Source organism: Limnohabitans sp. DM1 (assembly GCF_001269385.1).
Classification (GTDB): Bacteria; Pseudomonadota; Gammaproteobacteria; order Burkholderiales; family Burkholderiaceae_C; genus Limnohabitans_A.
The window spans coordinates 1-22,820 of the sequence record NZ_CXOO01000029.1 but is presented as its reverse complement, the minus strand read 5'-3'; the positions used below and the strand labels follow the sequence as shown (position 1 = coordinate 22,820).

Sequence of the window (22,820 nt, the reverse complement as noted above, 5' to 3'; positions counted from 1 at the left end):
GCATGCTGATCGATTTCTTCTACACCCTGCGCGCGGCCAAAGTGCCGGTGTCGGTGCGTGAATTCCTGACACTGCTCGAAGCGCTGCAAGCCAATGTGGTGGGCCCGGCCTCTGATGCTTGCAGCATCGACGACTTCTACCACCTGTCGCGCACCGTGATGGTCAAGGACGAAAAGCACTTCGACAAGTTCGACAAGGCTTTCGGCGCTTATTTCAAAGGCGTGGAGATGGTGACCGACTTCACCAAGGACGTGCCGCTCGACTGGCTGGAAAAAATCCTGCAAAAGGAACTCACGCCTGAGCAAAAAGCCGCCATCGAGAAAATGGGCTGGGACGAGTTGATGGACACGCTCAAAAAGCGCCTGGAAGAACAAAAGGAACGCCACGAGGGCGGCAACAAGTGGATCGGCACTGGGGGCACCTCACCCTTTGGCAACGGCGGCTACAACCCGCAGGGCATCCGCATCGGCGGCAAGGGCGGCAACAAAAGCGCGGTCAAGGTCTGGGACCAGCGGGCCTACAAAGACTATGACGACAGCCAAGAGCTGGGCACGCGCAACATCAAAGTGGCCCTGCGCCGCCTGCGCCGCTTTGCGCGTGAGGGTTCGCAAGAAGAGCTGGACCTGGACGGCACCATCCGCAAGACGGCGGCCAACGCGGGTTATCTGGACATCCTGATGCGCCCGGAGCGCCACAACAATGTGAAAGTGCTGCTGCTCATGGACGTGGGCGGCACCATGGACGAACACATCGCACGGGTCGAGGAAATGTTCTCTGCTGTGAAGGCCGAGTTCAAGCACCTGGATTTTTATTACTTCCACAACTGCGTGTATGACTTCATGTGGAAGAACAACAAGCGCCGCTACGCCGAGAAATTCCCGACCTGGGATATCCTGCGCAAGTACAACAAGGACTACAAGCTGATCTTCATCGGGGACGCCACCATGAGTCCCTATGAAATTTTGCAAAAAGGCGGCAGCGTTGAATACAACAACGAAGAAGCCGGGGCCGAATGGCTGCAGCGCCTGACGCACACCTTCCCCAAGTTCGCCTGGATCAACCCCGAGCCGCAAGGCGTGTGGCAATACCGCCAAAGCATCTCCATCATCCAGCAACTGATGAGCAACCGCATGTACCCGCTGACCTTGAAAGGGCTGGAGGACGCCATGCGTTTGCTCAGCAAGTGAGCCAAAGCGCTTTGCACCCTGGGCTGCGTGTGTGCAAGTTTTTTGCATGGCCAGGCAGTCTGATGCCCCAAACGATCAGCCCGCCCACTCACCCCATCGGGCACTGGCTGCGCGCCCTGTGCATGGCCGCATGCCTGTTGGCACCCTCCGCGCGGGCACAAACCAGCCAAGACACCCCACCCGTGCCTGCCACCCAGGCTTTTGAACTGGTGGTCCTGACGGAATCGGCCCCCATGGCCGCCTGGCTGAGCCAGCACCTGGATTTGCAGCGTTACCGCCACTTGAGCGATCTGGACGACGCCGAAATGGCCCGCCTGCTGCGCGACGCCGATGTGCAGGCGCGCGACTTGATGGCCACGCAAGGATTTTTCAACCCGTCCCTGGACTGGCTGCTGACGGCCACACCTGGCCGGGCACATTTTCGCCAAGTGCAGCTGACCGTCCTGTCGGGTCCGCAAGCACGCATTGGTCAAGTAGACATCCGCTGGCAAGGCGACATCGACAAGCGACCGGAAGCCGAGGCACAGCGCCGCGATGTGCTTCAGAAATGGGCCCTTCCGCCGGGGGAGGCTTTCACGCAAGAGGAATGGACCAATGCCAAAACAGGCGCTCTCAGGCAGTTGCTGGCCGAGCGTTACCCTGAGGGGCGCATCGCCCACAGCCAGGCGCTGGTCGACCCGGAAACCAACCTGGTCCAACTACAGATCACACTGGACTCCGGCCCCGCCATCCAACTGGGGCCACTGGTCATCACGGGCGCCGAACGCTACGGCAGTGAGCAGGTCGAACGCCTGGCGCGCCTGAGGCCGGGCAGTATTTATCGCCAAAGTGATTTGCTTGAAGCGCAGCAGCGCCTGGTGCTCAGTGGTTTTTACGACTCGGTGTTTGTGAGCCTGGACCCCGACAGTCAAGACACGGCGCGCCCCGTCAAAATCGAGCTGAAGGAAGCCTTGCGCCAAAAATGGGTGCTGGGCCTGGGGGTGCGCAGCGAAAGCGGTCTGCGCCTGACGGTCGAGCACACGCAGCACAAGTTGCCCGGACTGGAATGGCGCGCCGTGAGCAAACTGGCCCTGGACCGCCAATTGCAACGTGTCGGTGTCGATCTGCTGGCCCCACCGGACCCCAGTCTGTGGCGCTGGAACCTGTCTTTGCAACACGAGAATGAAATTCTGACCAGCTACACCGTGAGCAGCCAGCGTTTGCGGGCCGGGCGCATTCAGCTGAGTGAACGCATCGACCGCGCTTATTACGCCCAATACGACGGCGCCAACACCTCAGCCGACCTGGCCGGTCAACGTGAATCGGTCAGCCTCAACTACGCCTGGACTTGGCGGCGTTTTGACAGCCTGCCTTTTCCCAGCCAAGGCACCGGATGGGGCCTGGAGCTGGGTTACGGCGTGACTTTGGGCACGCCGCGTGAGCCCTTTGGGCGCTGGCTGGCGCGGGGCATGTGGCTATTGCCTTTGGGGTCGCAATCGGGCCGTCTGGCCCTGCGCGCTGAAACAGGCAGTGTGGTCAGCAAGAACGCCACCGCCCTGCCCACCACGCAATTGTTCATTGCAGGCGGCGACAACAGCGTGCGCGGTTATGCCCCGGGCAGCCTCGGCATCACACAAGCCAATGGCTCGATCAGACCGGGTCAATACCTGTCAGTGGGCAGCCTGGAGTGGCAGCGCCCCATCCGCTGGAACCAGCAACGCACCGACTGGGAAAGCGCCGTTTTTGTGGATGCGGGCGCCGTGGCTGACCAACCCTCTCAGCTGCATGCCCAGCTCGGTTATGGCGTGGGCGCCCGCTGGCGCAGCCCAGTGGGGCCCCTGCGCATTGACCTGGCCTATGGTCAAGCCACACAACAATGGCGTCTGCACCTGAGCGTGGGGTTCACGTTTTGATGCATACGCCTGAATCACACCCGCCAGAGACCTCGCCCGAGGCATCCAGCCCGGTGCCCCAGCAGGTGCACACAGGCCCACGCCCTGGGCGCTGGCGAAGGGGCATGGTTTTGTGGATGACGCTGTGCCTGTTGCTGGTCAGCGCCCTGGGTGCTGCATGGCTTTGGTCAGGCAGTCAGGGGTCTTTGGCCACCGCGCTCCACGGGATCAGTCGCCTTTTGCCCCAAGGGCAAACCTTGGTCAGCGCCCAGGTACACGGCAGCGTGCAGCGGGGCGGCCGTCTGGGGCTACTGCGCTGGCAACACAATGGGCTCGACGTCCAGCTGCACAACACCGAGCTGACGCTTGACTGGTCCAAACTGTGGCAGGGGCAACTGCCCTTGACCCGCTTGCACGCCGAGGAGTTGCGCATCGAGGACAACAGCCCACCCAGCTCGCAACCGGGCATGAGCCCCATGGTCTGGCCGTTGAAAGTCCAACTGCCTTGGCAAGTGGATGCACTGCATTGGGCAGGCCCCACGCCCCTGGAGGTTCGGGCTTTGGCGGGGCATTACGCCTTTGATGGTCAGCACCACCAGCTTCAACTGGCGCCCTTTGCCCTGGCCCAAGGCCAATACAGCCTGACGGCCCGGCTTCAAGCGGCAGCGCCCATGGCGCTGGATGTGCAGCTGCAAGGACAGGTGCAAAGCCCCGCCGCTGCGCGCACCCCCACCCTGACGCTGCAAGCCCACGCCAGCGTGCAAGGCCACTTGTTCGGCCCCCAAGCCCTGTTGCAGGTCAAGGCCCACTTGAGCCCTGAAACCCAAACGCCCTCAGACCTGCAATTGGACCTGCAGGCCCAAATTCACCCTTGGCAAAAACAAGTTGTGCAGCAAGCCCTGGGCCATTGGCAACTGGTGGACTTGGCGATGCTTTGGCCCGGCGCCCCGCAAACCCGCTTGAGCGGCCAAGCCAGCCTGATGCCCGATGCGGCAGGTTGGCAGTGGGCCACCCAATGGCGCAACGCCATCCCCGGCCCCTGGGACCGGCAACGCTTGCCACTGAGCCAACTCAATGCCAAGGGACGTTACGAACAAGGGCTGTGGCAAATCCTGCAACTGGACTCGCGCCTGGCCGGTGGTCATATTCAGGGACAGGGCCAACAAACCGCAACGGGCTGGACAGGGCACATGCAGGCCCAAGGACTGATCCCTTCGCAACTGCACAGCGCGCTGGCCCCGGAGCCGGTGCAAGGACACTTGAAGGCTCAGGACATCGGCACGGGTGGCGTGCACATCAGCGCAGATCTGCGCAGTCAGACAAACCCTGCACAAGGGGCGCGCTCGCCCGCCCCAGCCCTGCGCTGGGAACATCTGCACATTGAAGGTCTGTGGCAAGCTGCCCAGTGGGACATCCAGGCCCTGGACCTGCGCGCCGCTGACGCTCGATTGCAAGGCGAATTCAAAATCCAAATGCCGCAAGGGCGCACGCCCGCAGCCGCACAAGGTCAACTGCAGCTGAATGCGCCAGGCTTGAACGCCAAGGCCCAAGGCCAATTGGCCGCCAAAACGGGCACGGGCAGCCTCCACATTGATGTGCAAGATGCCGCGCTGAGTCAGGTCTGGCTCAGCCGCTGGCCCGGGGCCACAGAACAGCTGCGCGGTCTGCAAGCCTCGGGGCCGGCACACCTGCAGGCCCAGTGGCAAGGTGGCTACGCCCAAGAAGACACGCCTGTGCAAGTGCGCCTCCAGCTTCCGCGCCTGAAGGGGCAGACCAGCGAAGCCACCCCTTGGTTCATCCATCAAGCCCGCATTCAAGCCCAAGGCACCCTGAAAAAACTGGATATCCACACCCAAACACAACTGCAGCGGGGACGTTTGTCGGCGCAATCGGACACACGCCTAAGTGCAGCCCCTGAACCCACCGGGACCGCTTCGTCCCGCTTTGGCGCTTGGCAGGGCCAAATCATCAGTTCCACGGTCAAGGTGCAAAACGCGGGCTCAGCCCAGACTTGGCATGCCCAGCTCCAAGAGCCGCTGCCTTGGCAATGGTCGAATCGCGCACCCGGCCCGACAGGCCGCTGGGGTGCTGGCGCCTTCAGCGTCAAAGGCCCTGCGACAGGTCTGGCGCAACTGAGCTGGCGTGCAGGTCAATGGGCCGCCCCACAGCCTGGACATGGGGCCAAGCTTGAACTGAATGCCCGGCTGCAAGATGTACCGCTGAACTGGTTGCGTGGTCTCATCAGCACAGAACTCCAAACCGATGTCTTGTTGCAAGGCGAGCTGAACTGGTCGCAGCAAGAGCAATTGCGCATCCGCGCAGTGCTCGAACGCAGCGGGGGCGATTTGCGCATCGCAACAGACGGCGCGACAGGACAAAAACTGAACGCCGGATTGCGCCAAGCACGCTTGCAATTGCAGGTGGATGGCGAAGAAGTGCGCACCCAAATGCACTGGGACAGCGAACAAATGGGTCAAGCCCAGGCCCAAGCCCAAACCCGCCTGAGTGCCAACGCCAAAGGCTGGCACTGGCCAGAACAAGCCCCCTTGAGCGGTCAGCTGCAGGCCAACTTGCCCCGTGTGGGGGCCTGGTCCTTGCTCGCCCCACCCGGCTGGCGGGTGCAAGGCACGCTGAACGCCAGCGTCAGCTTGTCGGGCACGCGCGCGCTGCCACAGTGGCAAGGCCAGTTGCAAGCCGACAAGCTGGAGGTGCGCTCAGCCGTGCAAGGCATCGAATTCAGCCAAGGGCAACTGCGCGCCCAACTCCAAGGCCAGCAAGTGGAACTGACCCAGCTGAGCCTGCGTGGCGCTGGGGCCCAAGGCGGCGAACTGCAAACCCGTGGCTGGCTCAAATGGCTGCCACCGTCGAGCACGTCAACCACGGCGCCACATCACCCCTGGGGAGATGTGGAAATGGCCTTGCAATTGCACATGCAGAACCTGCGCGTGAGCAATCGGGCCGACCGCCGCCTGACGGTTTCTGGTGATGTCAAAGCACAGATGCAACAAGGTCGATTGCAACTGCGCGGTCAGGTGCAAGCTGATCAAGCCTTATTCATCTTGCCCGACGACAGCACGCCCAAGCTGGGCTCGGATGTGCTTGTCCTGGACAAGCGCCAAAACCTTAAAGCCAGCAAGACGGTGATCACCGGCACGTCCTGGATGGGGACCCCTGATGTGCAAGTGAGCCTGGATCTGGGACCAGACTTCCAAGTCAATGGCTTGGGACTGAGCACACGCCTGGCAGGCCAATTGGTCCTGGTCAGCAATTCGGCCAGCCTGGGTCAGCCTCGACTGACCGGTCAGGTGCGCACCGAAGGTGGCCGTTACAGGGCCTATGGTCAACAACTGGTGATTGACACTGGCTTGCTGCGCTTCACTGGACCCTATGACAACCCCAGCCTGGACATTCTGGCCATACGACCCAATTTGCCCCAGCGTGTGGGCGTTCTGATCACCGGTACCGCCTTGCAACCGCGCATTCGGCTGTATTCAGACCCTGACATGCCCGACGCCGACAAGCTGGCATGGCTTGTGCTAGGTCGATCCGCCGCAGGTGGCGGGGCGGAATCGGCGGTGCTGCAACAAGCGGCACTGGCCCTGCTGGGGGGCAATGGCAAGACACTCAACAGCGAATTGGCCGGCGCCCTGGGGCTCGATGAAATCTCGCTGGCCAAAGGCAGCCGCAGTGACGCCACCGCCACAGGTGCCGCCGTGACCCTGGGAAAACGACTGTCCAAAGATTTTTACATCGTTTATGAAACCAGTCTGCGCGGCACCTTTGGCAGCTTTTATGTGTTCTACGACCTGTCGCGCCGCCTGACACTGCGCGCCCAAACCGGTCAGGACAATGGACTTGATCTGATCTACACCATCCGCAAGGACTGAGGCTGGATGGCAGGCAGGGCCCGGTGAGCACGTCACTGCGCAGCGGTGCGGTGAAATCCTGGGGCCAGATGCGCGTTTCTTGCGCCTATCCACCCGCCCCGGTCATACCGTCAAGACAGCGGCTTATCAACGCCAAGCCGAGGCACAACACGGGCGACGCCGCAAAGGGCCAGAACTGGCGCCGATTACAATCAAGCCCGCTCAGCCACCGTAGTTCAATGGATAGAACGACTCCCTCCTAAGGTGTAAATACAGGTTCGATTCCTGTCGGGGGCACCAAACCTGAATCCGCACACGTTCAAAACGGTGCGGATTTTTTTATTCCCCCTCTGAAAACCCGTTTTCGTTGTCCATTGTGGTCCGTTGAAGTTTGCCACATTCCGGGGGCACATGGGGGCACATTAGGGGGCATCTTTTCTGAAAGTGGGGGCACATTTCAAAAAGCACCAGGGGCAAGGCCAGGCGGGCGCAGCGTAAAGCCGTGGGGGCACATGCCCGGCCCGTGGGGGCACATCGGGCAGTCGGTGGGGGCACATATCCGGCCCGCCGGGGGCACATCGGGCAGTCGGTGGGGGGCGCATGTCAGGCCCGCCGGGCACCACATGGCCACCGAATGACGATCATGCAAGGCCCGCCCAAAATACAACCCCCCTAGGAAAAAAATTGAAACTAGAAATTCATCAAGGCTCAAATCACCCGCCCGGGAACCCCCCAGGGAGTACCTTTGAGAATTTGCAGCGGTCAGGCATGACAGGGCGAAGACCCAGACAGCAGCGCCAGCAAGGGCGCAAAGTGGGGGCACATTTTGGGCGGTTTGCGTCTGTTTTGCTTCCCCCCCTTGCGTTTTTGTCTGGGGACAGTGGGGACAGTGGGGACACCGCATAAACAGGGGCTTGCGGCTGTCCCCACACTTTTTGAGCAGTGGGGACAGTGGGGACAAAATCGCAGTTATCAACAGCAGAAAAATACTTATCAACTGATTTTGATCAATAAATAAGCAGATTTCTTACAGCGACTGTTAAAAAGCATCACGTCAAACGGGAATCACATTTGAGGCCATCAACGTCCGGCCATCAGTCGGACAGATCGCCGCCGGGTCTGGATCGTGTGGGCGTGGCCAATGGTGGGCTTCGGTATTTGCCTTGCATGGTGCAGGGGTCGTGCCCTCAGCTTTGCAGCGCGAAGGGTGTTCCTGCCCGCCCCCCTATCGGCGGGCCACCAGTGCAGGCAAGGCCCGGCTTGCAACACAGCACCAGGCGAAGGGCTGGGCATGGGCAGTGGATCAAGCCACCGGCAGGCCGTGGCCACCAGCAGCCGCACCACGTCAACACCGAACAGCAGGCCAGCACCACAGCGCCGCCTGATCCGGGCCGGGGTCTTGCCCTTGCCCTTGCCCTTGCCCTTGCCCTTGCCAGCAGGCAAACCGCCCGGTCATCGCTGGCGCAGGGCATCGGGCTGGGTTGGATAGTGTGGGCGTGGCCAATGGCGGGGCTTCGGTATCTGCCTGCATGGTGCAGGGTCTGTGCCCTCGGCTTTGCAGCGCGAAGGGTGTTCCTGCCCGCCCCCTTATCGGCGGGCCATCAGCGCAGGCAAGGCCCGGCTTGCAACACAGCACCAGGCGAAGGGCTGGGCACCGTGGGCAGTGGATCGCCGCACCGGGCCAACACCTCAAAGCGCCCCACTGATAGGGGGGTCAGATTTTGACCCACCCCTTAGGACATTAGCGCCAGCAAGCAACCCGCCCGGCCATCGCTGGCGCAGGGCATCGGGCTGGGTTGGATCGTGCAGGCGCGGCCAATGGTGGGCTTCGGTGTCTGCCTTGCTTGGTGCAGGGGCCGTGCCCTCAGTTTTGCAGCGCGAAGGGTGTTCCTACCCGCCCCCCTTATCGGCGGGCCACCAGTGCAGGCAATCACCGGGGTGATTCCAAACGGAATCATCAAGACCAGCACCAGGCGAAGGGCTGGGCACCGTGGGCGCTGAAAACTGCATCACAGGTCAAGGGCGAAAATATCCGGGGTAATCAGGTAGCAGCGCATCAGGCCGATTGCAGGCAATCGCGGTTTGCAGTCGTATGCCCTGCCCTTTTCAGGCTTCAAACACCCGTGTTCAAGCAAGACACGGGCAACCGCCAAAGGATCAAAGCCCTTGCAAACCTCGCCCTTGAATGCCTCGGAAAATATGTAATAGGCGTTTTGGCGTTCTTCACCGCTGTCCGGCCTCGGTGCGCCGTACTCCATGGCCGGTAGGAATTCCCCATCCCTGCCCATCTCACGCCGATAACCAACACGGCTAATTGTTTTGGGGGCGTGGCTTTCTTCTTTTGTTCGGTTCCATGAGGTGAACCGTCCTTCACCGTGGGCTTCAAGAAATGCCCGCACTTGTCGCAGCATCGCGGTTACTTCACTGTTCCCAGCCCCGCCCCTTGCATCGACAAAGGCGTTAAAGCACGTCACCGCCGCCCGTTCGCTCTCGCCCTTTGGCCAGCCGGTCAACCCCGCCGCCGTGGCCATCTCACCAGCAACAGCCACCAAAGCAAAGCGCCGCCCTACACGTTGAACCTGTCCGTTTGCCGATTGGGGGATCATGCGCGAACACAGATCATCAATGCGCTTTTCCAGTGTGCTGGGTAGTGACGCTGAATGTTTGGTCAGCAAGCGCAGCCACTCTATCCCGGGGGCACCATGGAACATCTGCACAGCCTTGGAAATCTGAACAGCAAAATCACTCGGAATTGGATGATCGTGCAAACATTCAAACACACCGAAACCAGCGTGAGCGTCAGCGGGAATATCGGCCATTCGTGTTTCCTGTCCGGCCTTGATTTGATTGCCTGCCTCTGCCATGAATTGGGCCAGTGTCTTTTCGCCGCTACTCAAAAACAGCAACCGCCATTTAAGCCGTGGGCGTGGTGAACCGCTGCGAGTTGATCGGGCCTTTCCCATTCCGTTGCCCAGCATGTATGCCGTTTGACCAATGACGCGCGGGTCAATTTCCCCGATTTCATCCAACACCAAAAGGCAGTGATTGTGTTGCGCCGCCATGCCTTCAATGGCGTTGTCGGTTGCTCTCCATGACTGTTTGTAATTGGGGCCACCGTAAACACTTGCGGCCATAGATTGGGCAGATGATTTGCCGGTCGAACCATCGCCGCGAAGGTGAAAGCCGCCCGATTCAACCCCAGCGTGTTCCAGCAGGGGGCCAGCGAAGGCGCAGGCCACAGAAAAGGCCAGGCGTGAATTACCTACACACAGCGCCCCCACATTTTCACGCCATTGGTCAGCCGTTCCTTTGACTGTGAATGTGTTTTCAATGGCCTGATCGCTTTGGAACAAAATCCGTTCACCTTCATCGCCAATTGTTTCAGTAGGCAGAACAAAGGCCGGGCCGTGCCAGCCTGTTCGGTCGGTGCAAATGGTGAAGTCCTCAGGCTGGCGCGTCTGTATGTATTGGGTCAACAGGTTACGGGCTTGGGGGTTGGTTGAAATGCTCAAGCCTTGCGCCATCAGGTAAGCGCGATACTCACCGCCGTCAGCGGCCAGCATACGGGCGGGCATGGGCCATGATTTGACGCGCCCCAATGGATCGGCAAAGCGCAGGTGATAACCCCAGCCGCCGCCGTCTTGATCGCGGGTTCGGGCCAGTACATCCAAACGGCTGCACAGCCATTCGGGGCTTTTGGGTTTGCCGTACTTGTCAACACCCGCATAAAACACCCCTTCATTGGTCACGCTGAAACGGTCCCACTCGTTCGCAGGCTTGCCGCCCGTGTGGGCACCGCCGCCGCCGTGGTCATCGTTGCCGCCATCGCCACCAGCAGCGCCAGCACCGGCCCCGCTTGAAGGCTTTTTCTTTCGTGCTGGGGGCTTGGTCTTGCCGGGCGCATTTGCGGGGCGCGTGGCTTCGTCTGGTGCGCCCTGTGCGTCATCGGGCGCGTCATCCTGTGCGGCCAATGCTGCCAGTTCGTGATCGGCAATCGCAGACAACACACAGTCACGCACAGCGTCAAGGCCGTGGGCTTGGTGCATGTCGTTGAAGTCGCTTTGATCCGGGGCCAGATCGGCCGGAAAAATGGCCACACCTTGCACAGCCACCGCCGCCGCCGTGGCTTTGATCTTGCCGGGGTTGTTGCCCGTCTTGGTGTACGTGGCTTGGTCATCGTCACCACACAGCACCAGCAGCGCCGCCGGGTATTGCTGGCGCAGGGCGCGGGCCACTTTGTCCAGGTTGCCCGCATCGAAGGCCACAGCGCAGGGGTAGCCCGTGGCCTCGTGCAGACTTGCCGCCGTGGCGTAACCCTCTGCCACCAGGATCACCCGGACAGCCGCCGCCTGATCGCCGCCATGTTCGCCCGTCTGATCGCCATCACGGGCACCATCGCCAGCCACAGCAGCCGGGGCAGGCACCGCCCCCAGCATGTGCCAAAGGCCGGATTTACGGCCATCCTTCATGAACCGCTTTTGGCCGTCAGGCTTCACGTTTTGCAGGTTCCACAGCTTGCCCGTCAGATCACGCAGGGGCACCATCAAAGCGCCGTCAGCCGCCGTGTAGCGCAGGCCGTAACCCTTCACGCCTTTTCGCACCAGGTATGTGGATTCGCCTTGATCGCTGCCCGCCCCCCATGCGGTCAGGGCTGCAACAGCCACCGCCTCATGGCGCAGGCTTTGGGCTTCGGCTTCGCGGGCCATGGCTTCGGCCTGTTCGTGTTGTCGCTTGGCCAGCACTTCGGGCGAAGGCTTCGCCGCTGCCTGCCCGTCTTTGGGCAAGGTGTAGCCGTGTTGTTTGGCCAGGTGGATCAATGAACCCATGGTCACAGACCCGCCCGCCTTGAAGGACTTCCAGGCCGTCCGGCAATCGCTGGCCTTGAAGCCCGGGGCGGTTTCAGACCATTGGGCGAACAGGTCATAACCGCCGTCATCGGGGAATTCTGATTTGATCGCCATGCCTACCCGTGCCCATTCATCGCGGGGCAGGTTTGCCGGGATATGCGCCAGGGCTTGCCGGGTTGTTTCGTGTGTGTGGTGGTGGGTCATGGGTTGAAGTTCAATTCACATTGCCGGGTGTCCGTCACTGACAGCACGTAAAGCCCAACACGGTTCACGGAACCATCGGGGTTTGTGCGGACAGTCTTGTCTGTTTTGATCGGGTGTCCGTGTCTCCGTAGCTCAGAAACACGTTTGCGGGGATCGGGCGCGTTGCAGTCGGTGGACAGTTGATCCACCGTAGCCGGGCCGCTGGCCAGCCTGTGCAAGATCGCCAGGCGCTGCCCTTTGGTGTCGTTGTAGCGGGGCTGGGTGTTGGTGGTTTTGTCCATCACGTCACCGCCGCATTGGTAAGCGCCGGGCGCTGGCGCTGGGTCTTGCCGTGGGGCGGGTCAGCACCAGCTTTTGAAAGGCCGTGCCGCCCTGCCTGCCCTCGATCACGTCCAGGCCGTGCAAGCGCAGGCGCTGGGCTTGCAGGTCTTTGGGGTTGCTGGGCGTGTTGCTTTTCATGGCATCAATGGCCCGCATCAATGGCCCGCATCAATTGCCTGCATCGCTTGGTGCGTCCAGTGCCTTGGATTTATGCCCGGGTGGTGGGCTGTCCTCACGGCTTCAACCCTCACGCTCAGGCCGTGGCTTTGGCCCTCATGTGCGCCAGCCAAAACGCCTACTGAAGCAAAGCCACAAACAACAACAGGATCACCATCGCTCAGGGCTTGCAGGGCTTCAATGTCGGTCTTGGAATCGCTCAGGCAATCACAAACTTGGCTCACCCCATGCCTATCAACTGCCGCCATGCGCCAGGTTGCAAAAACCCCGCCGATAGTGGTCTTGTGTAGCGTCACCACACCGCAGAGGTGTCCGGAAATTTTGGTGTTGATCATTTGGCTACCCCTTGCGGTCTTGCATCTGTGCGGGCTGCAATCCATGCCAATACATCGGATTCACGCCAGGCCACAGCGCGGGCACTGATCCGAACGGGCGTGGGAAAAGTCGGGGGCTTGTTGGCCATGCCTGCATAAATGGTTGACTTGCGAAGGCCGGTTAAGCCCTCAACAGCAGCCAAGCGAAGCAAGCGCCCGGGCGGGGTTTGCTGGGTGTTTTTGGTGGTGGTCATACGTCTTTCCATTGGGGTTTCGGTGGATTGATTGAACACCGCCAAATTCCAGCCGCCGCCCGGCGGTTGGAATTTCTGCACGTCAATTGAAAACACCTTTACAGCCTTGCACATGTCTTAACCCGTGCCCTTCACTCTGAAAAATGGTCGGTATCCATTGCCGCTTGAACGTGAAAAAAAATCTTCGCCGCCCTCGGACTTTCTGTGTCTTTTCTGCACCTTTTCAATCGAACATGTGTGTTTTGGCTACACCATGCGTTACGACCGGCAAAGGGCGCACCAATGCACCGCATCAAGTGGGGGCAGTGCTGGCGCTGGGTCTGTCCACCAGGGCAGGCGAAGGCATCGCAGCAAGCAACCCGCCCGGCCATCGCTGGCGCAGGGCATCGGGCTGCACTCGATCACGCCACAGGCCGGGCCGTGGCCAACAACAGCCGCACCAGGTCAACACCACAGCGCCGCCTGATCCGGGGCCGGGGCCGTGCCTGCCCGTGTCGCCTTATCGGACAGCAGCGCCAGCAGGTGCGGGCGTGTGGGTGGGTTTGTTCAGGCGGTTCAATGCCCCCAATGCCTGCACCGCTTTACGGGTAGCGCCGGGGATGTTGCCCGCACTGGATCGCAGGTAGTGCAGCGCCATGGCCAGGGCGTTTTCTGCCTCTTGGTGCGCTGCCATCGTGGCCAGGTCGTGCGGGGTGTTGGTGGGTGTTGCCGTGCTGGGTCGGCGGGTCAAGTGAATGACGTTGGGTGTCATGGCTTCATGCTCCTAACTGAGACTTGAAAACCACTCGCCACGTTTTCAAGCGCAGCGGGTGGGCGGGATGTTGAAAACACGTAGTTAGACGTGCGCCGGGCGTTGCCGCTTCGGCCATCCCGCCCGAAAACCAAAACCCTCGCCGCCGTGGCGTGGGCATGTTCAGACGTGACAAAACGCCACTATCGGGGGCGTTGCACCGCTAACTACAAAGGTGTTTTCAAGCACCGGCCCCGGTCAGGGGTTGGGCGAATTATTGCACGGGCTGGTGCGTAGGTGTCGCAGGCATCAGGACAGGCGAAGGCATCGCAGCAAGCAACCCGCCCGGGCATCGCTGGCGCAGGGCATCGGCTGCACTCAATCACGCCACCGGGCAGGCCATGGCCACCAGCAGCCGCACCAGGTCAACACCACACAGCGCCCGCCTGATCCGGGGCCGGGTCTTGCCCTTGCCCTTGCCCTTGCCCTTGGGCGTGGCCGTGCCCCTTTGCCACCGCACCGCACCGCACAGCAGCGCCAGCACCAGCAAGCAACCCGCCCGGCCATCGCTGGCGCAGGGCACCGCCTGCACTCGATCACGCCACCGGGCTGGCCGTGGCCGGTAGCAGCCGCACCAGGTCAGCAGGCCATCAGGCCATCAGGCCGGACAGCAGCGCCGCCAAAGGTGGGGCCATGGGGGAACCCTTTTCGCGGCCTTTTCCGGGGGTGTCCATTGCAAGCCGGGGCCGTGCAACACCGGGCACCAGGCAAAGGGCACCGGGGCCGGGGTCAGTCAGGCCACCGACAAAGGCCGGGGCGAAGGTCACAGCACAGGGCAAGGCATGGGGCAAAAAACGAACGGTTGAAGGGTCTGAATGTATGTAAATGAGTAATTTTTTTCACATACTGATACTGTCCCCGCTTTGTCCCCGCTTTGTCCCCGTTTTGTCCCCGCTTTGTCCCCGCACCTCAAACGGCTGCAAACCCGCATAAATCCTCAGTTCTTCCAATTTGTCCCCGCTGTCCCCGCACTTTTTCAAAATAGCAGCCGCCAAAAAGCGCCAAACACACCGCCCGGGCGCAAAAAAACCGCCTCGGTGGGCGGTTTCCGCTGGGGGTGTCTCGCAAAGCGCGGGGCCGGGCTGGGTCAGATCATGCGGCCCTGTGCGTGGCCAGGTCGATCACTTCGGCCCCCTTTGCCCTTTGGTCCAGGTAGTCAGCCCACCATTGCAGCAAGTCGGCCCGGTCTTTCATGTAGGTGGATCGGTGGTAAGCCGCCCGCACCTGATCGCGTTCTTTGTGGGCTAGCTGGCGCTCGATCACATCGCGCAGGCTTCGATCATGCTCGTTCATCACCGTGGAAAACAGCGCCCGGAACCCGTGCGCCGTGGCCGTGTTTTTGTAACCCATGCGGGCCAATGCTGAATTGAACGTGTTTTCACTCAGGGGCTTTGAAGGGTAGAAGGGCGAAGGGAAAACCAATTCCCTGTCACCGCTGATCGGGCGCATTGTTTCCAGCACTTGCAGGGCTTGGCGTGACAGCGGAACCCTGTGTTCTTCGCGCATTTTCATTCGGTCGGCGGGGATGATCCAAAGGGATTCGGCTGGGTGAAACTCGCTCCAACGTGCGCCCCGCACTTCACCCGGGCGGGTGGTGGTCAGCAGCAGCAGGCGCAGGGCTTGCACCGTGTTGGTGTCGCCTTGGTAGGCGTTCAGCTTCACCAGGAACCCGGACAGGTCACGGTCAGACAGCGCGGCCCTGTGCTTCACTTCGCGGGGTTTGAGTATCTCGCCGGGCATCAGGTCGAGCATGGGGTTAGCCTCGATTCGCTCATGGGTCACAGCCCATCGGTAAACCTGTTTGATCCGTTGCAGCACCCGGGCCGCTTGATCGCCAGCGCCCCGGGCCTCGATCTTTTGAACCGCCTTCATCACCTCGCTCGGGCGAATGCTGGCCAGCGGGCGGGTACCCAGCACGGGGAATATGTCGGTTTCAAGTGAAGCCAAAACCCGGGCCTTGGTTGCAGGCTCCCAGCGGGTTGACTGGTGCGCCATCCAGTCAGCGGCCACCGCCTGCAAGGTGTTGGCCGTTTCAAAAACGGTTTGGGCCTTCGCGGCCTTTTTGGTTTCGCCGGGATCGTCACCGGCTTGCAGCAGCTTGCGGGCCGCTTCGGCTTTTTCCCGGGCATCTTTCAGGCTTACAGCCGGGTACACCCCAAAGGCCAGGCGCTTTTCTTTGCCGCCGTGCCGGTACTTCATGCGCCAGTACTTGCCGCCCGCTGGGGTCAGTTCCAGGTAAAGCCCTGCACCGTCAGCATGTTTACCCGGCTGGGTCAGGGTCCGTAGCTTCGCATCGGTCAGTTTCATGGGGGGTATCCTTCGCAGTGTGGGGGCACATTTGGGGGCACATTTGACCACACTGAAAACGAAAGCACCAGTTCATGCGGGTTTTCGGGCTAAATTCGATGACTGTCGGGGGCACCAAACCTGAATCCGCACACATTCAAAACGGTGCGGATTTTTTTGTTTGATGGACCCAAGCGAATGCCACGAGCCAGATCGCGGGGACGACCTGCTGCGATCTTCAGCCTCGCAATGGGCCTGGTGCGACAAGACGCGTCAGCACGCGGCGAAGGCTTTCGGGCCAGCGTGCGGCTTGCAACTTGGAATCCAGGCTGTAACGGTGACCAGAAGGCAGCATGTGAATGACTACACCCAGCATTTCCATCTGCTCTTCAAGCCCCACGTCGTCCACGTTGGACTGCATCCTGCTGGGATCCACCACCGTGACAGCGCCCCGGCCGATCACCTCAATGCTGCGATTGCGCTCAATCACCAAGGCTGTGTCTTCATCAATGCCCACACCCAGCAAGTCAGGTCGCTGAGCCAAAGTCGACATCAGCCGGGCCAGCCGGCGGCGCTCGGAAAAGTGCTGATCGACCACCGCGTTCGAAACAAAACCCAAACCAATGTCTGTTTCGGTGGCCCATTTAATGGGCCGAAGCACAGCGGGGCCCTGCGAGATCATGTGCCTGGACATCACGGCCGCTCCGGCGCTGGTTCCGCCCAGGCAACAAGCGTGAAGATGAAAAGCCTCATGCAAGCTGCGATACGCTGGCGTTTCCCAAATCACGTCCATCAGGCGGCCCTGATCCCCGCCGCTGATAAAAATACCATCCGCTTGAAGGATTTCCTGCGACAACTGAGGTGCAAAAGCACTGTCGCGATCGGTCAGGGCCAACTGCTCAAAGTTGTCTACGCCCAACTCTGAGAACACCGCGCGGTAGCTCTCCCACGTCATGGCTGGCTGCGCACTGGCGGTGGTGATCAGTCGGATTCGTGCCCTTGATCCACCACAGTACTCCACAAATTTGCGCAAAATCACGCGGTCCTTCAAGCGATCTTCAGCGCCCCCAATGACCACCAAGCGTGCCGTCTTTGCAGGCTGAGCCCCCAGCGTTGACGCGAAGGCCAATCCAGTCACGGCAGCCATCCACTGCCTGCGATCCATTCCAGATTGAAACAAGCTCATAGGCTCTTGGGATTCCAACACAGGTCATGGCAAATGCGACGCCATTTGCAAAGGCAAGACTTCATCCTTCTCGTCTCACACATTCAGATCAGCTGACTTCAATGTGGCGGCCCGAAATCCAGGTTGTTGCAAGCTTCACAGGGCTCCTGAAAAACACCCAACTTGACGAGCAGCGCGTGAACTTGGCAGCCCAGGCAATAACCCAGCACGGCCTCGAACCACATGAACCCCAGACACACCCACACCATCACCAAGGGCAACCAACGTGGCAAGTATTGTTCCGTCGTCGGAAGCCAATGGCTTTGGGTCATGAAATTCAGGGCTGCCGCGAATTTCTCAGGGTGGAAAAACACCAGACACACGCTGATCATGGATGCGCCAATGGTCCAGGCAAATCGCTTCGGCGCCAATGGCTTCCATACGGGGCTTGCCCTTCGGGCCAAAAAACTAGACAACCAGATCGTGGGAGAAAGATAAGCCGTTTTGACACTCATGCCGAGCAACATTTCAATCAAGGCATACATCAACAACCAGGTTTGAACCGTGTAGTCATAGGTTCTTCTGACCGCCTCAACCATGTACAAAATTCGACCGTCAAAGTCAGTTTCAAAGGTGTCCTTGATGACCTCGCCGGTCACCACCCATCGGCTACCAAAAATGATGTCCAACAACGTGAAGACCATGAACACTGGAATGGCTAACAGAATGCCCGCACGGATTCGAACCGCCGTATCGTTGATGAAGGGGGTCACATCATCACGGCTTCTGAACCAAAGCTGCGACCACGGCATTGCAGAATGATTTTGCATTGAAACAGCCATTGTCCTGCTCCTGTCCTTCACCCATTACAACCAGTTTGCCAGGGCCGAAAACGGCCATTGCCAAACACGAATGTCACTGCGCAGTCTGATTCAGAACGCTTCTTTTTCTGCCTCAAGATAGGCCAGACTGATGTATTTGCCTATGTTGCCTTCAAACCCCTGCATCGACTTGGCGCGTGCTTGCACGCGCGGGTCTTTGAGAACCATGCTGCGCGCATCGGCTTCACTCTTGCCATCTTTGACGGCTTGCAAGCAAGGCTCCCAAATGCCTGCCATGAACTCGCCATAAGTCTTGAGCAAGTCTTTGCTGCCCATGCCATGGCCGGGCACCCACATCTGTTCGCCCGTGGCCGCCATCAGCTCTTGGTAATACTTGAACGTACCGGGGTAAGAACCGTCGTCCATGTTGGCAATGCGGTTGGCCATGGCGATGTCGCCCACCGCGGTGAGTTTGTCTTGAATGACCTCGACACACAAATCAGAGGGGGTATGGGCCGTACCGTAGTGGTGCATGCGAAAGCTCACATCACCGATCTGAATCACTTGCCCATGCTGCACGGGCGTGTTGGGCACCACCACCTGGGTGCCGAAGGTGGACTGGTTGGTCCAGCGCTCCATCAGGCTGCGCCACAAATTGCCTTCGGTGCCTTTGATTTTTTCAATGGTGTTGGGCAGTGCATAAATGGGCAGCTTGTCCCCATAGGTTTTGACAAAAGCGTGGTTGCCCAGCCAATGGTCACCGTGGTAGTGGCTGTTGAACACCGCCACCACGGGTTTATCGGTCACCTTGCGGATCATGCGAATGGCCATTTGACCAATTTGCAGTGAAGCACCGGAGTCGATCACCACGACACCGGCAGAGGTCACCACAAAAATCACATTGGACATCATGCCCCGGTTTTCAACGGTCGGAAAACCGTCCGGAGAGAACACCATCCACACATGTGGCGACAGTTGTTTGGCGGGGATATCGGCCACAGGCGGGCCTTCCACGAAGTCTTGAGCTTGCTGCGCCAGCAAACGAGCTTCGGGCCACATGGCCACGCCACCGATGGCCGCGCTGGCCCACAACAGTTGTCTTCTTTTCATGGTGATCCCTCCTTCAAAAGTGCAGCGCTGATGGTGCTGTGTGGCGCCGCACGCACACGTCAAGCGGCGTAGCCCTTGTTGGGTAATGCGCCCATGATTTTGGGCGCGTTGAGTTGGCGAGGCTTGACGCGTCCGCCTTGCGCCTTGAGCCAGGTCTCAACCACTTCCCACACCTGCTTGTTGCCTTGGTTGCGGGCCTCTTCGGCCACAGGCGCCCAGCCCGCCACCTTGTACTTCTTGCCTGATTCGATGAGCTGCCCCTTCAAACGCAAATCGCCAATGCGGTTGCCCATGGTGCCCACGGGGTTGCAGCTGTAGCTCAAACCACCCACGCGGACCATGTCGCCGCCTTGCTGGTAATACGGATCGGGGTTGAACAAGTTGTCTGCCACGTCTTCCAGCACCGTCTTGATGGTGTCGCCCGTCATCTCGGTCACGGTGGCATACGAGTAAGTGGTGGCTGTCATGTCGAGCAACCACTCGCGGGTGATGGCTTGGCCCGACAAGAGCGTGGTACCCCAACGGAAGCCAGGTGAGAAAGCGATCTCTGCACCTTGCACGTCGAGCAGTGCGTCCACCAGCAACTGGTCGCCGGTGCCATTGAAGTTGCCCCGGCGGTAAAGCAAACCATCGGTCACCGCCAGTTTTTCGGCCAGCTTGCTTTCGTAGGGCGCACGGATCTTGGTGATCAAGGCGTCCATCTCCTTGTCGGCGGGCAGCATGTTGGAGAACACGGGCAGCAGCTTGTAGCGGAAGTCGCTGACTTTTTTGTCCTTGACCTCGAAGTCGAGCACACCCAAAAACTTGCCATTCGAGCCCGCATTGGTGACGATGGTCTTGCCACCCTTGTTGGACACGATGGAGGCCACGGGCATGCCGTCGTGCGTGTGGCCACCCATGATGGCATCGATGCCGCTCACGCGGCTGGCCATTTTCAGGTCCACGTCCATGCCGTTGTGGCTGATGACGACGACGACCTGCGCGCCTTTGCCACGTGCCTCGTCCACCATCTTTTGCATGTTCTCGTCCTGGATGCCGAACTCCCAGTCGGCCACCATGTAACGCGGGTTGGCAATCGGGGTGTAGGGGAAAGCCTGGCCAATGATGGCGCAGGGCACGCCATTGATCTCGCGGATCACATAGGGCTTGAACACCGGATCGCCAAAGTCGCTGGTCTTGATGTTTTGCGCCACAAAGTCGACCTTGCCTGCAAAGTCTTTTTCGACGATTTCCTTGACGCGCTCCATGCCCAGGGTGAATTCCCAGTGGCCGGTCATCACGTCCACGCCCAACAGTTTGCAGGCATCGACCATGTCCTGTCCGTTGGTCCACAAACTGGTGCCCGAGCCTTGCCAGGTGTCACCCCCGTCGAGCAGCAAAGCGCCGGGGCGGCTGGCCTTCATGCGCTTGACCAGTGTGGCCAGGTGCGCAAAACCACCCACCTTTCCGTAGCGCTTGGCGGCTTTTTCGTAGTCCAGGTAAGTCAGCGCATGGGCTTCTGCCGTGCCCGGGCGGATCTTGGCCACTTGCAACAAATACTCACCCACCAAATGCGGCAAATTCCCTTCCATGGAACCAATACCCATGTTGATGCTGGGCTCACGGAAATAAATCGGCTTGAGCTGGGCATGGCAGTCGGTCATGTGCAGGAATGACACATGACCGAACTTGGGAATGTCGTACAGCCCGTTCGATGCGGTGGCCGCACTGGCTTCGGCAAAAGAGCCCATGCTCATGCCAGCCATCGTGCCAGCGCCCATGACCTGGATAAATTCGCGTTTGGAGAGATTCATATTTGCAACCACTGATATATAGAAACTTTAAAAACCCGGACCAGCCGGGTTTTCAAGGGATTACTGATTGACAGGAGATTTTGGATCGAGCAACAAACCCACGATGTGGCGGACCTGCGTTTCGTTCAAGATGCCCATGTGGCCAGCGCGGGGCATGTTGGAGCAGGCGTTGTAGGCCTTGGCGTTCCAGATCTTGCCCCAGGTGTATTCCACAATGGCTTTGCTGGCTGGATCGTTCGGGTTAGTGACACCGCGGATCTTGCCGTAGTTGTAGAGGCTAGGACCAATGGTGCCGTAAGAAATTTCTTCTTTACTGATCTGGTGGCAGTTGTAGCAATTGCCACCATTGACCGCGGTGGCCGAATCGGTCCAGGTCAAACCACGACCGCTTTGCGCAATGGCTTCACCTTGCTTCCAGTCACCGATGAATTGGCCGTCCGATGGCCATTTGACGGCTTTGAGGTTGGCTTCTTCGATGGCCTTGGCCGTTTTCTCGTCCAGTGGTTTGCCCGCCACATCGGCTTCGCTGCAAGCGCGGTTGGTGTCGTCGGTGGCGGTGATACGCTCGACCTTGACATGCGCCTCATCACGGAAAGAAGCCTTGACGATCTTGTCGGTCAGGGCATTGAGCTCGGCCACAGAGGGGCCAGATGCGCAGCCTGCAGCCACCAAAGCGGCCGCCAAGCTGGCCAAAACGAGTTGGGTCTTTTTGTTCATGGGTTTCTCCTGCTTGGGTCAGCGTTTGATGGCCGGTGCAACCGAGGCAGAGCCCTTGGCGTTCACACCCAAATATGTGGACAAAGCAACAGTGGCGTCACTGGCAAAACCGGGATAGGGGAAGCGTTGTTGCCGGTAACAATCGTTCAGACGCAGTTGCATGCTCCACATTTGACCGTTCGAAACGCGGTAGGCCGGCCAAGCGGCGAAGCCCACGCCGTCCCCCGGGTTCTTGGTCAGGATGGGCAGGTCTTGCAAGCGGATGCGCTTGCCTTCTTCACCGTGGCAAGAGGCGCAGGAGAAGTCATGCGGGCCACCACGCTGGAAGAACAGGCGCTTGCCCACTTCATAAAAAGTTTTTTGGCTCTGATGAATTTCAAGTGGGTTGCCCAGCATGAGGATTGATAGCGTGGAAGTCGAGTCTCCCGGCGATCAAGAAGATGACAGTCTTGATCGTTGTGATTCGCGTAAACCCACGCGCACGACGCTTGGATGCCTGGAACAAACCGTTGATGGCTTCGAGGAATCCGTTGGTCTGGCGTGTCTGCGCCCAGGCCACGATGCCTTCCATATGAGCGCGGATCATCTTGGCAACGTCCTTCATCGGTTCGACCTTGGAGCGCATCACGCATGTGCACCAGTGATCCAGCATGGTTCGCACAACGTTGATCTGCTTTCGATCAAGGATCTCACGCAACTGCTCTTTGTAGGACCACGCCCTGGCCGTGCGTTTGACGGTCATCTTGGCCATCAACGCATCCAGTTCAGCTGCCGCCTCCGGTTTGAGCTTGGCTGTGTCTTTGAGCAAAGTCCAGCGCATGCCCTTGAGAGACTTGTCGGTCTTCTGCTCGATCCGGCGCATCTTGTCCACTGCAGTGCTTGCGTGACCGATGATGTGAAACTTGTCAAACGTGATCCGGGCGTTGGGCAAATGCTGGGTAACCCCCGAGATGAAGGCGGGCGACATGTCGATGCTGGTCTGGATGATGTTTTCGCACGGGCAGCCATGGTCTTCCAGGTAGGACGCCAGTTCCTTGATGGTTTTAGCATCGCGCCCTTCGGTTACAAACAACACGCGCCTGGCAACGGCATCAGCG

At 60.0% G+C, this 22,820-nt stretch carries 17 protein-coding genes, 1 tRNA gene and 1 pseudogene; 4 read left to right on the top strand and 15 right to left on the bottom strand.

The genetic code is table 11. The features are described 5' to 3' along the window. Positions 1-2 precede the first annotated feature (2 nt). The 4 genes from AMM33_RS11930 to AMM33_RS11915 all read left to right on the top strand — a co-directional run bounded on the left by AMM33_RS11930 (position 3) and on the right by AMM33_RS11915 (position 7,224). Entirely contained in the window at positions 3-1,187 is a 1,185-nt protein-coding gene (locus AMM33_RS11930; protein WP_090141558.1) for a vWA domain-containing protein, read from the top strand. Positions 1,188-1,249: 62 nt separating this feature from the next. Next, the gene (locus tag AMM33_RS11925; RefSeq protein WP_194945423.1) at positions 1,250-3,079 is read left to right on the top strand and encodes an autotransporter assembly complex protein TamA; all 1,830 of its coding nucleotides are present in this window, start codon (positions 1,250-1,252) and stop codon (positions 3,077-3,079) included. After that, positions 3,079-6,945 carry a translocation/assembly module TamB domain-containing protein gene (locus AMM33_RS11920; protein ID WP_194945422.1) on the top strand — a complete coding sequence of 1,289 codons (3,867 nt, stop codon included), beginning with the start codon at positions 3,079-3,081 and terminating at the stop codon, positions 6,943-6,945. Before AMM33_RS11925 ends, AMM33_RS11920 begins: the two co-directional genes overlap by 1 nt. Before the next feature lie 204 nt (positions 6,946-7,149). Further along, a tRNA-Arg gene (locus tag AMM33_RS11915) sits at positions 7,150-7,224 on the top strand. A gap of 1,709 nt (positions 7,225-8,933) precedes the next feature. Here the strand turns inward: AMM33_RS11915 and AMM33_RS11910 are convergent. From AMM33_RS11910 to AMM33_RS11840, 15 genes and pseudogenes are all read right to left on the bottom strand, one after another. Beyond that, a complete protein-coding gene (locus AMM33_RS11910; protein ID WP_090141555.1) occupies positions 8,934-11,975 on the bottom strand; it encodes a DUF927 domain-containing protein in 3,042 nt (1,013 codons plus the stop codon). Then, positions 11,972-12,256 (bottom strand): helix-turn-helix domain-containing protein, encoded by a 285-nt coding sequence (locus AMM33_RS11905; RefSeq protein WP_090141554.1) that lies wholly within the window; start codon positions 12,254-12,256, stop codon positions 11,972-11,974. Before AMM33_RS11905 ends, AMM33_RS11910 begins: the two co-directional genes overlap by 4 nt. Positions 12,257-12,260: 4 nt before the next feature. Next, positions 12,261-12,434: a hypothetical protein gene (locus AMM33_RS11900; protein ID WP_194945421.1), complete on the bottom strand. Its 174-nt coding sequence runs from the start codon at positions 12,432-12,434 to the stop codon at positions 12,261-12,263. Between the two features lie 17 nt (positions 12,435-12,451). Then, positions 12,452-12,808 carry a hypothetical protein gene (locus AMM33_RS22000; RefSeq protein WP_194945420.1) on the bottom strand — a complete coding sequence of 119 codons (357 nt, stop codon included), beginning with the start codon at positions 12,806-12,808 and terminating at the stop codon, positions 12,452-12,454. Beyond that, positions 12,805-13,041: a helix-turn-helix transcriptional regulator gene (locus tag AMM33_RS11895; protein ID WP_090141590.1), complete on the bottom strand. Its 237-nt coding sequence runs from the start codon at positions 13,039-13,041 to the stop codon at positions 12,805-12,807. The genes AMM33_RS22000 and AMM33_RS11895 overlap by 4 nt, the downstream gene beginning before the upstream one ends. A gap of 499 nt (positions 13,042-13,540) precedes the next feature. Then, the gene (locus AMM33_RS11890; RefSeq protein ID WP_090141552.1) at positions 13,541-13,792 is read right to left on the bottom strand and encodes a hypothetical protein; all 252 of its coding nucleotides are present in this window, start codon (positions 13,790-13,792) and stop codon (positions 13,541-13,543) included. Positions 13,793-14,153: 361 nt separating this feature from the next. Then, the gene (locus AMM33_RS11885; RefSeq protein ID WP_090141551.1) at positions 14,154-14,363 is read right to left on the bottom strand and encodes a hypothetical protein; all 210 of its coding nucleotides are present in this window, start codon (positions 14,361-14,363) and stop codon (positions 14,154-14,156) included. Positions 14,364-14,923: 560 nt separating this feature from the next. Continuing rightward, on the bottom strand, positions 14,924-16,138 hold the full coding sequence (locus AMM33_RS11875; protein WP_090141549.1) for a tyrosine-type recombinase/integrase: 1,215 nt from the start codon (positions 16,136-16,138) through the stop codon (positions 14,924-14,926). A gap of 217 nt (positions 16,139-16,355) precedes the next feature. After that, entirely contained in the window at positions 16,356-17,303 is a 948-nt protein-coding gene (locus AMM33_RS11870) for a cyanophycinase (protein WP_090141548.1), read from the bottom strand. A 98-nt stretch (positions 17,304-17,401) separates the two neighbouring features. Beyond that, positions 17,402-18,124, bottom strand: a complete 723-nt coding sequence (locus AMM33_RS11865) for a DUF4395 domain-containing protein (RefSeq protein ID WP_090141547.1) — start codon at positions 18,122-18,124, stop codon at positions 17,402-17,404. 90 nt (positions 18,125-18,214) lie between these two features. Further along, positions 18,215-19,213 (bottom strand): MBL fold metallo-hydrolase, encoded by a 999-nt coding sequence (locus AMM33_RS11860; protein WP_090141546.1) that lies wholly within the window; start codon positions 19,211-19,213, stop codon positions 18,215-18,217. Positions 19,214-19,272: 59 nt separating this feature from the next. Further along, a complete protein-coding gene (soxB, locus tag AMM33_RS11855; RefSeq protein WP_090141545.1) occupies positions 19,273-21,006 on the bottom strand; it encodes a thiosulfohydrolase SoxB in 1,734 nt (577 codons plus the stop codon). A gap of 60 nt (positions 21,007-21,066) precedes the next feature. Further along, positions 21,067-21,723 (bottom strand): sulfur oxidation c-type cytochrome SoxX, encoded by a 657-nt coding sequence (gene soxX / locus AMM33_RS11850; RefSeq protein ID WP_090141544.1) that lies wholly within the window; start codon positions 21,721-21,723, stop codon positions 21,067-21,069. Between the two features lie 18 nt (positions 21,724-21,741). Then, positions 21,742-22,083 (bottom strand): annotated as a pseudogene (soxA, locus tag AMM33_RS11845) (sulfur oxidation c-type cytochrome SoxA); the annotation flags it as partial. Positions 22,084-22,099: 16 nt separating this feature from the next. Then, positions 22,100-22,820, bottom strand: a 721-nt coding sequence (locus AMM33_RS11840) for an ISL3 family transposase (protein ID WP_194945418.1), incomplete at its 5' end; no start/stop codon positions are given.

Bases quoted from the DNA above. Each gene is read 5' to 3' on its own strand.
- AMM33_RS11865 (WP_090141547.1), bottom strand. From the start codon at position 18,124: ATGGCTGTTTCAATGCAAAATCATTCTGCAATGCCGTGGTCGCAGCTT.
- soxB (WP_090141545.1), bottom strand. From the start codon at position 21,006: ATGAATCTCTCCAAACGCGAATTTATCCAGGTCATGGGCGCTGGCACG.
- AMM33_RS11895 (WP_090141590.1), bottom strand. From the start codon at position 13,041: ATGACCACCACCAAAAACACCCAGCAAACCCCGCCCGGGCGCTTGCTT.
- AMM33_RS11900 (WP_194945421.1), bottom strand. From the start codon at position 12,434: ATGAAAAGCAACACGCCCAGCAACCCCAAAGACCTGCAAGCCCAGCGC.
- AMM33_RS11910 (WP_090141555.1), bottom strand. From the start codon at position 11,975: ATGACCCACCACCACACACACGAAACAACCCGGCAAGCCCTGGCGCAT.
- AMM33_RS11925 (WP_194945423.1), top strand. From the start codon at position 1,250: ATGCCCCAAACGATCAGCCCGCCCACTCACCCCATCGGGCACTGGCTG.
- AMM33_RS11870 (WP_090141548.1), bottom strand. From the start codon at position 17,303: ATGAGCTTGTTTCAATCTGGAATGGATCGCAGGCAGTGGATGGCTGCC.
- AMM33_RS11875 (WP_090141549.1), bottom strand. From the start codon at position 16,138: ATGAAACTGACCGATGCGAAGCTACGGACCCTGACCCAGCCGGGTAAA.
- AMM33_RS11890 (WP_090141552.1), bottom strand. From the start codon at position 13,792: ATGACACCCAACGTCATTCACTTGACCCGCCGACCCAGCACGGCAACA.
- AMM33_RS11905 (WP_090141554.1), bottom strand. From the start codon at position 12,256: ATGGACAAAACCACCAACACCCAGCCCCGCTACAACGACACCAAAGGG.
- AMM33_RS22000 (WP_194945420.1), bottom strand. From the start codon at position 12,808: ATGATCAACACCAAAATTTCCGGACACCTCTGCGGTGTGGTGACGCTA.
- AMM33_RS11930 (WP_090141558.1), top strand. From the start codon at position 3: ATGCTGATCGATTTCTTCTACACCCTGCGCGCGGCCAAAGTGCCGGTG.
- soxX (WP_090141544.1), bottom strand. From the start codon at position 21,723: ATGAACAAAAAGACCCAACTCGTTTTGGCCAGCTTGGCGGCCGCTTTG.
- AMM33_RS11860 (WP_090141546.1), bottom strand. From the start codon at position 19,213: ATGAAAAGAAGACAACTGTTGTGGGCCAGCGCGGCCATCGGTGGCGTG.
- AMM33_RS11920 (WP_194945422.1), top strand. From the start codon at position 3,079: ATGCATACGCCTGAATCACACCCGCCAGAGACCTCGCCCGAGGCATCC.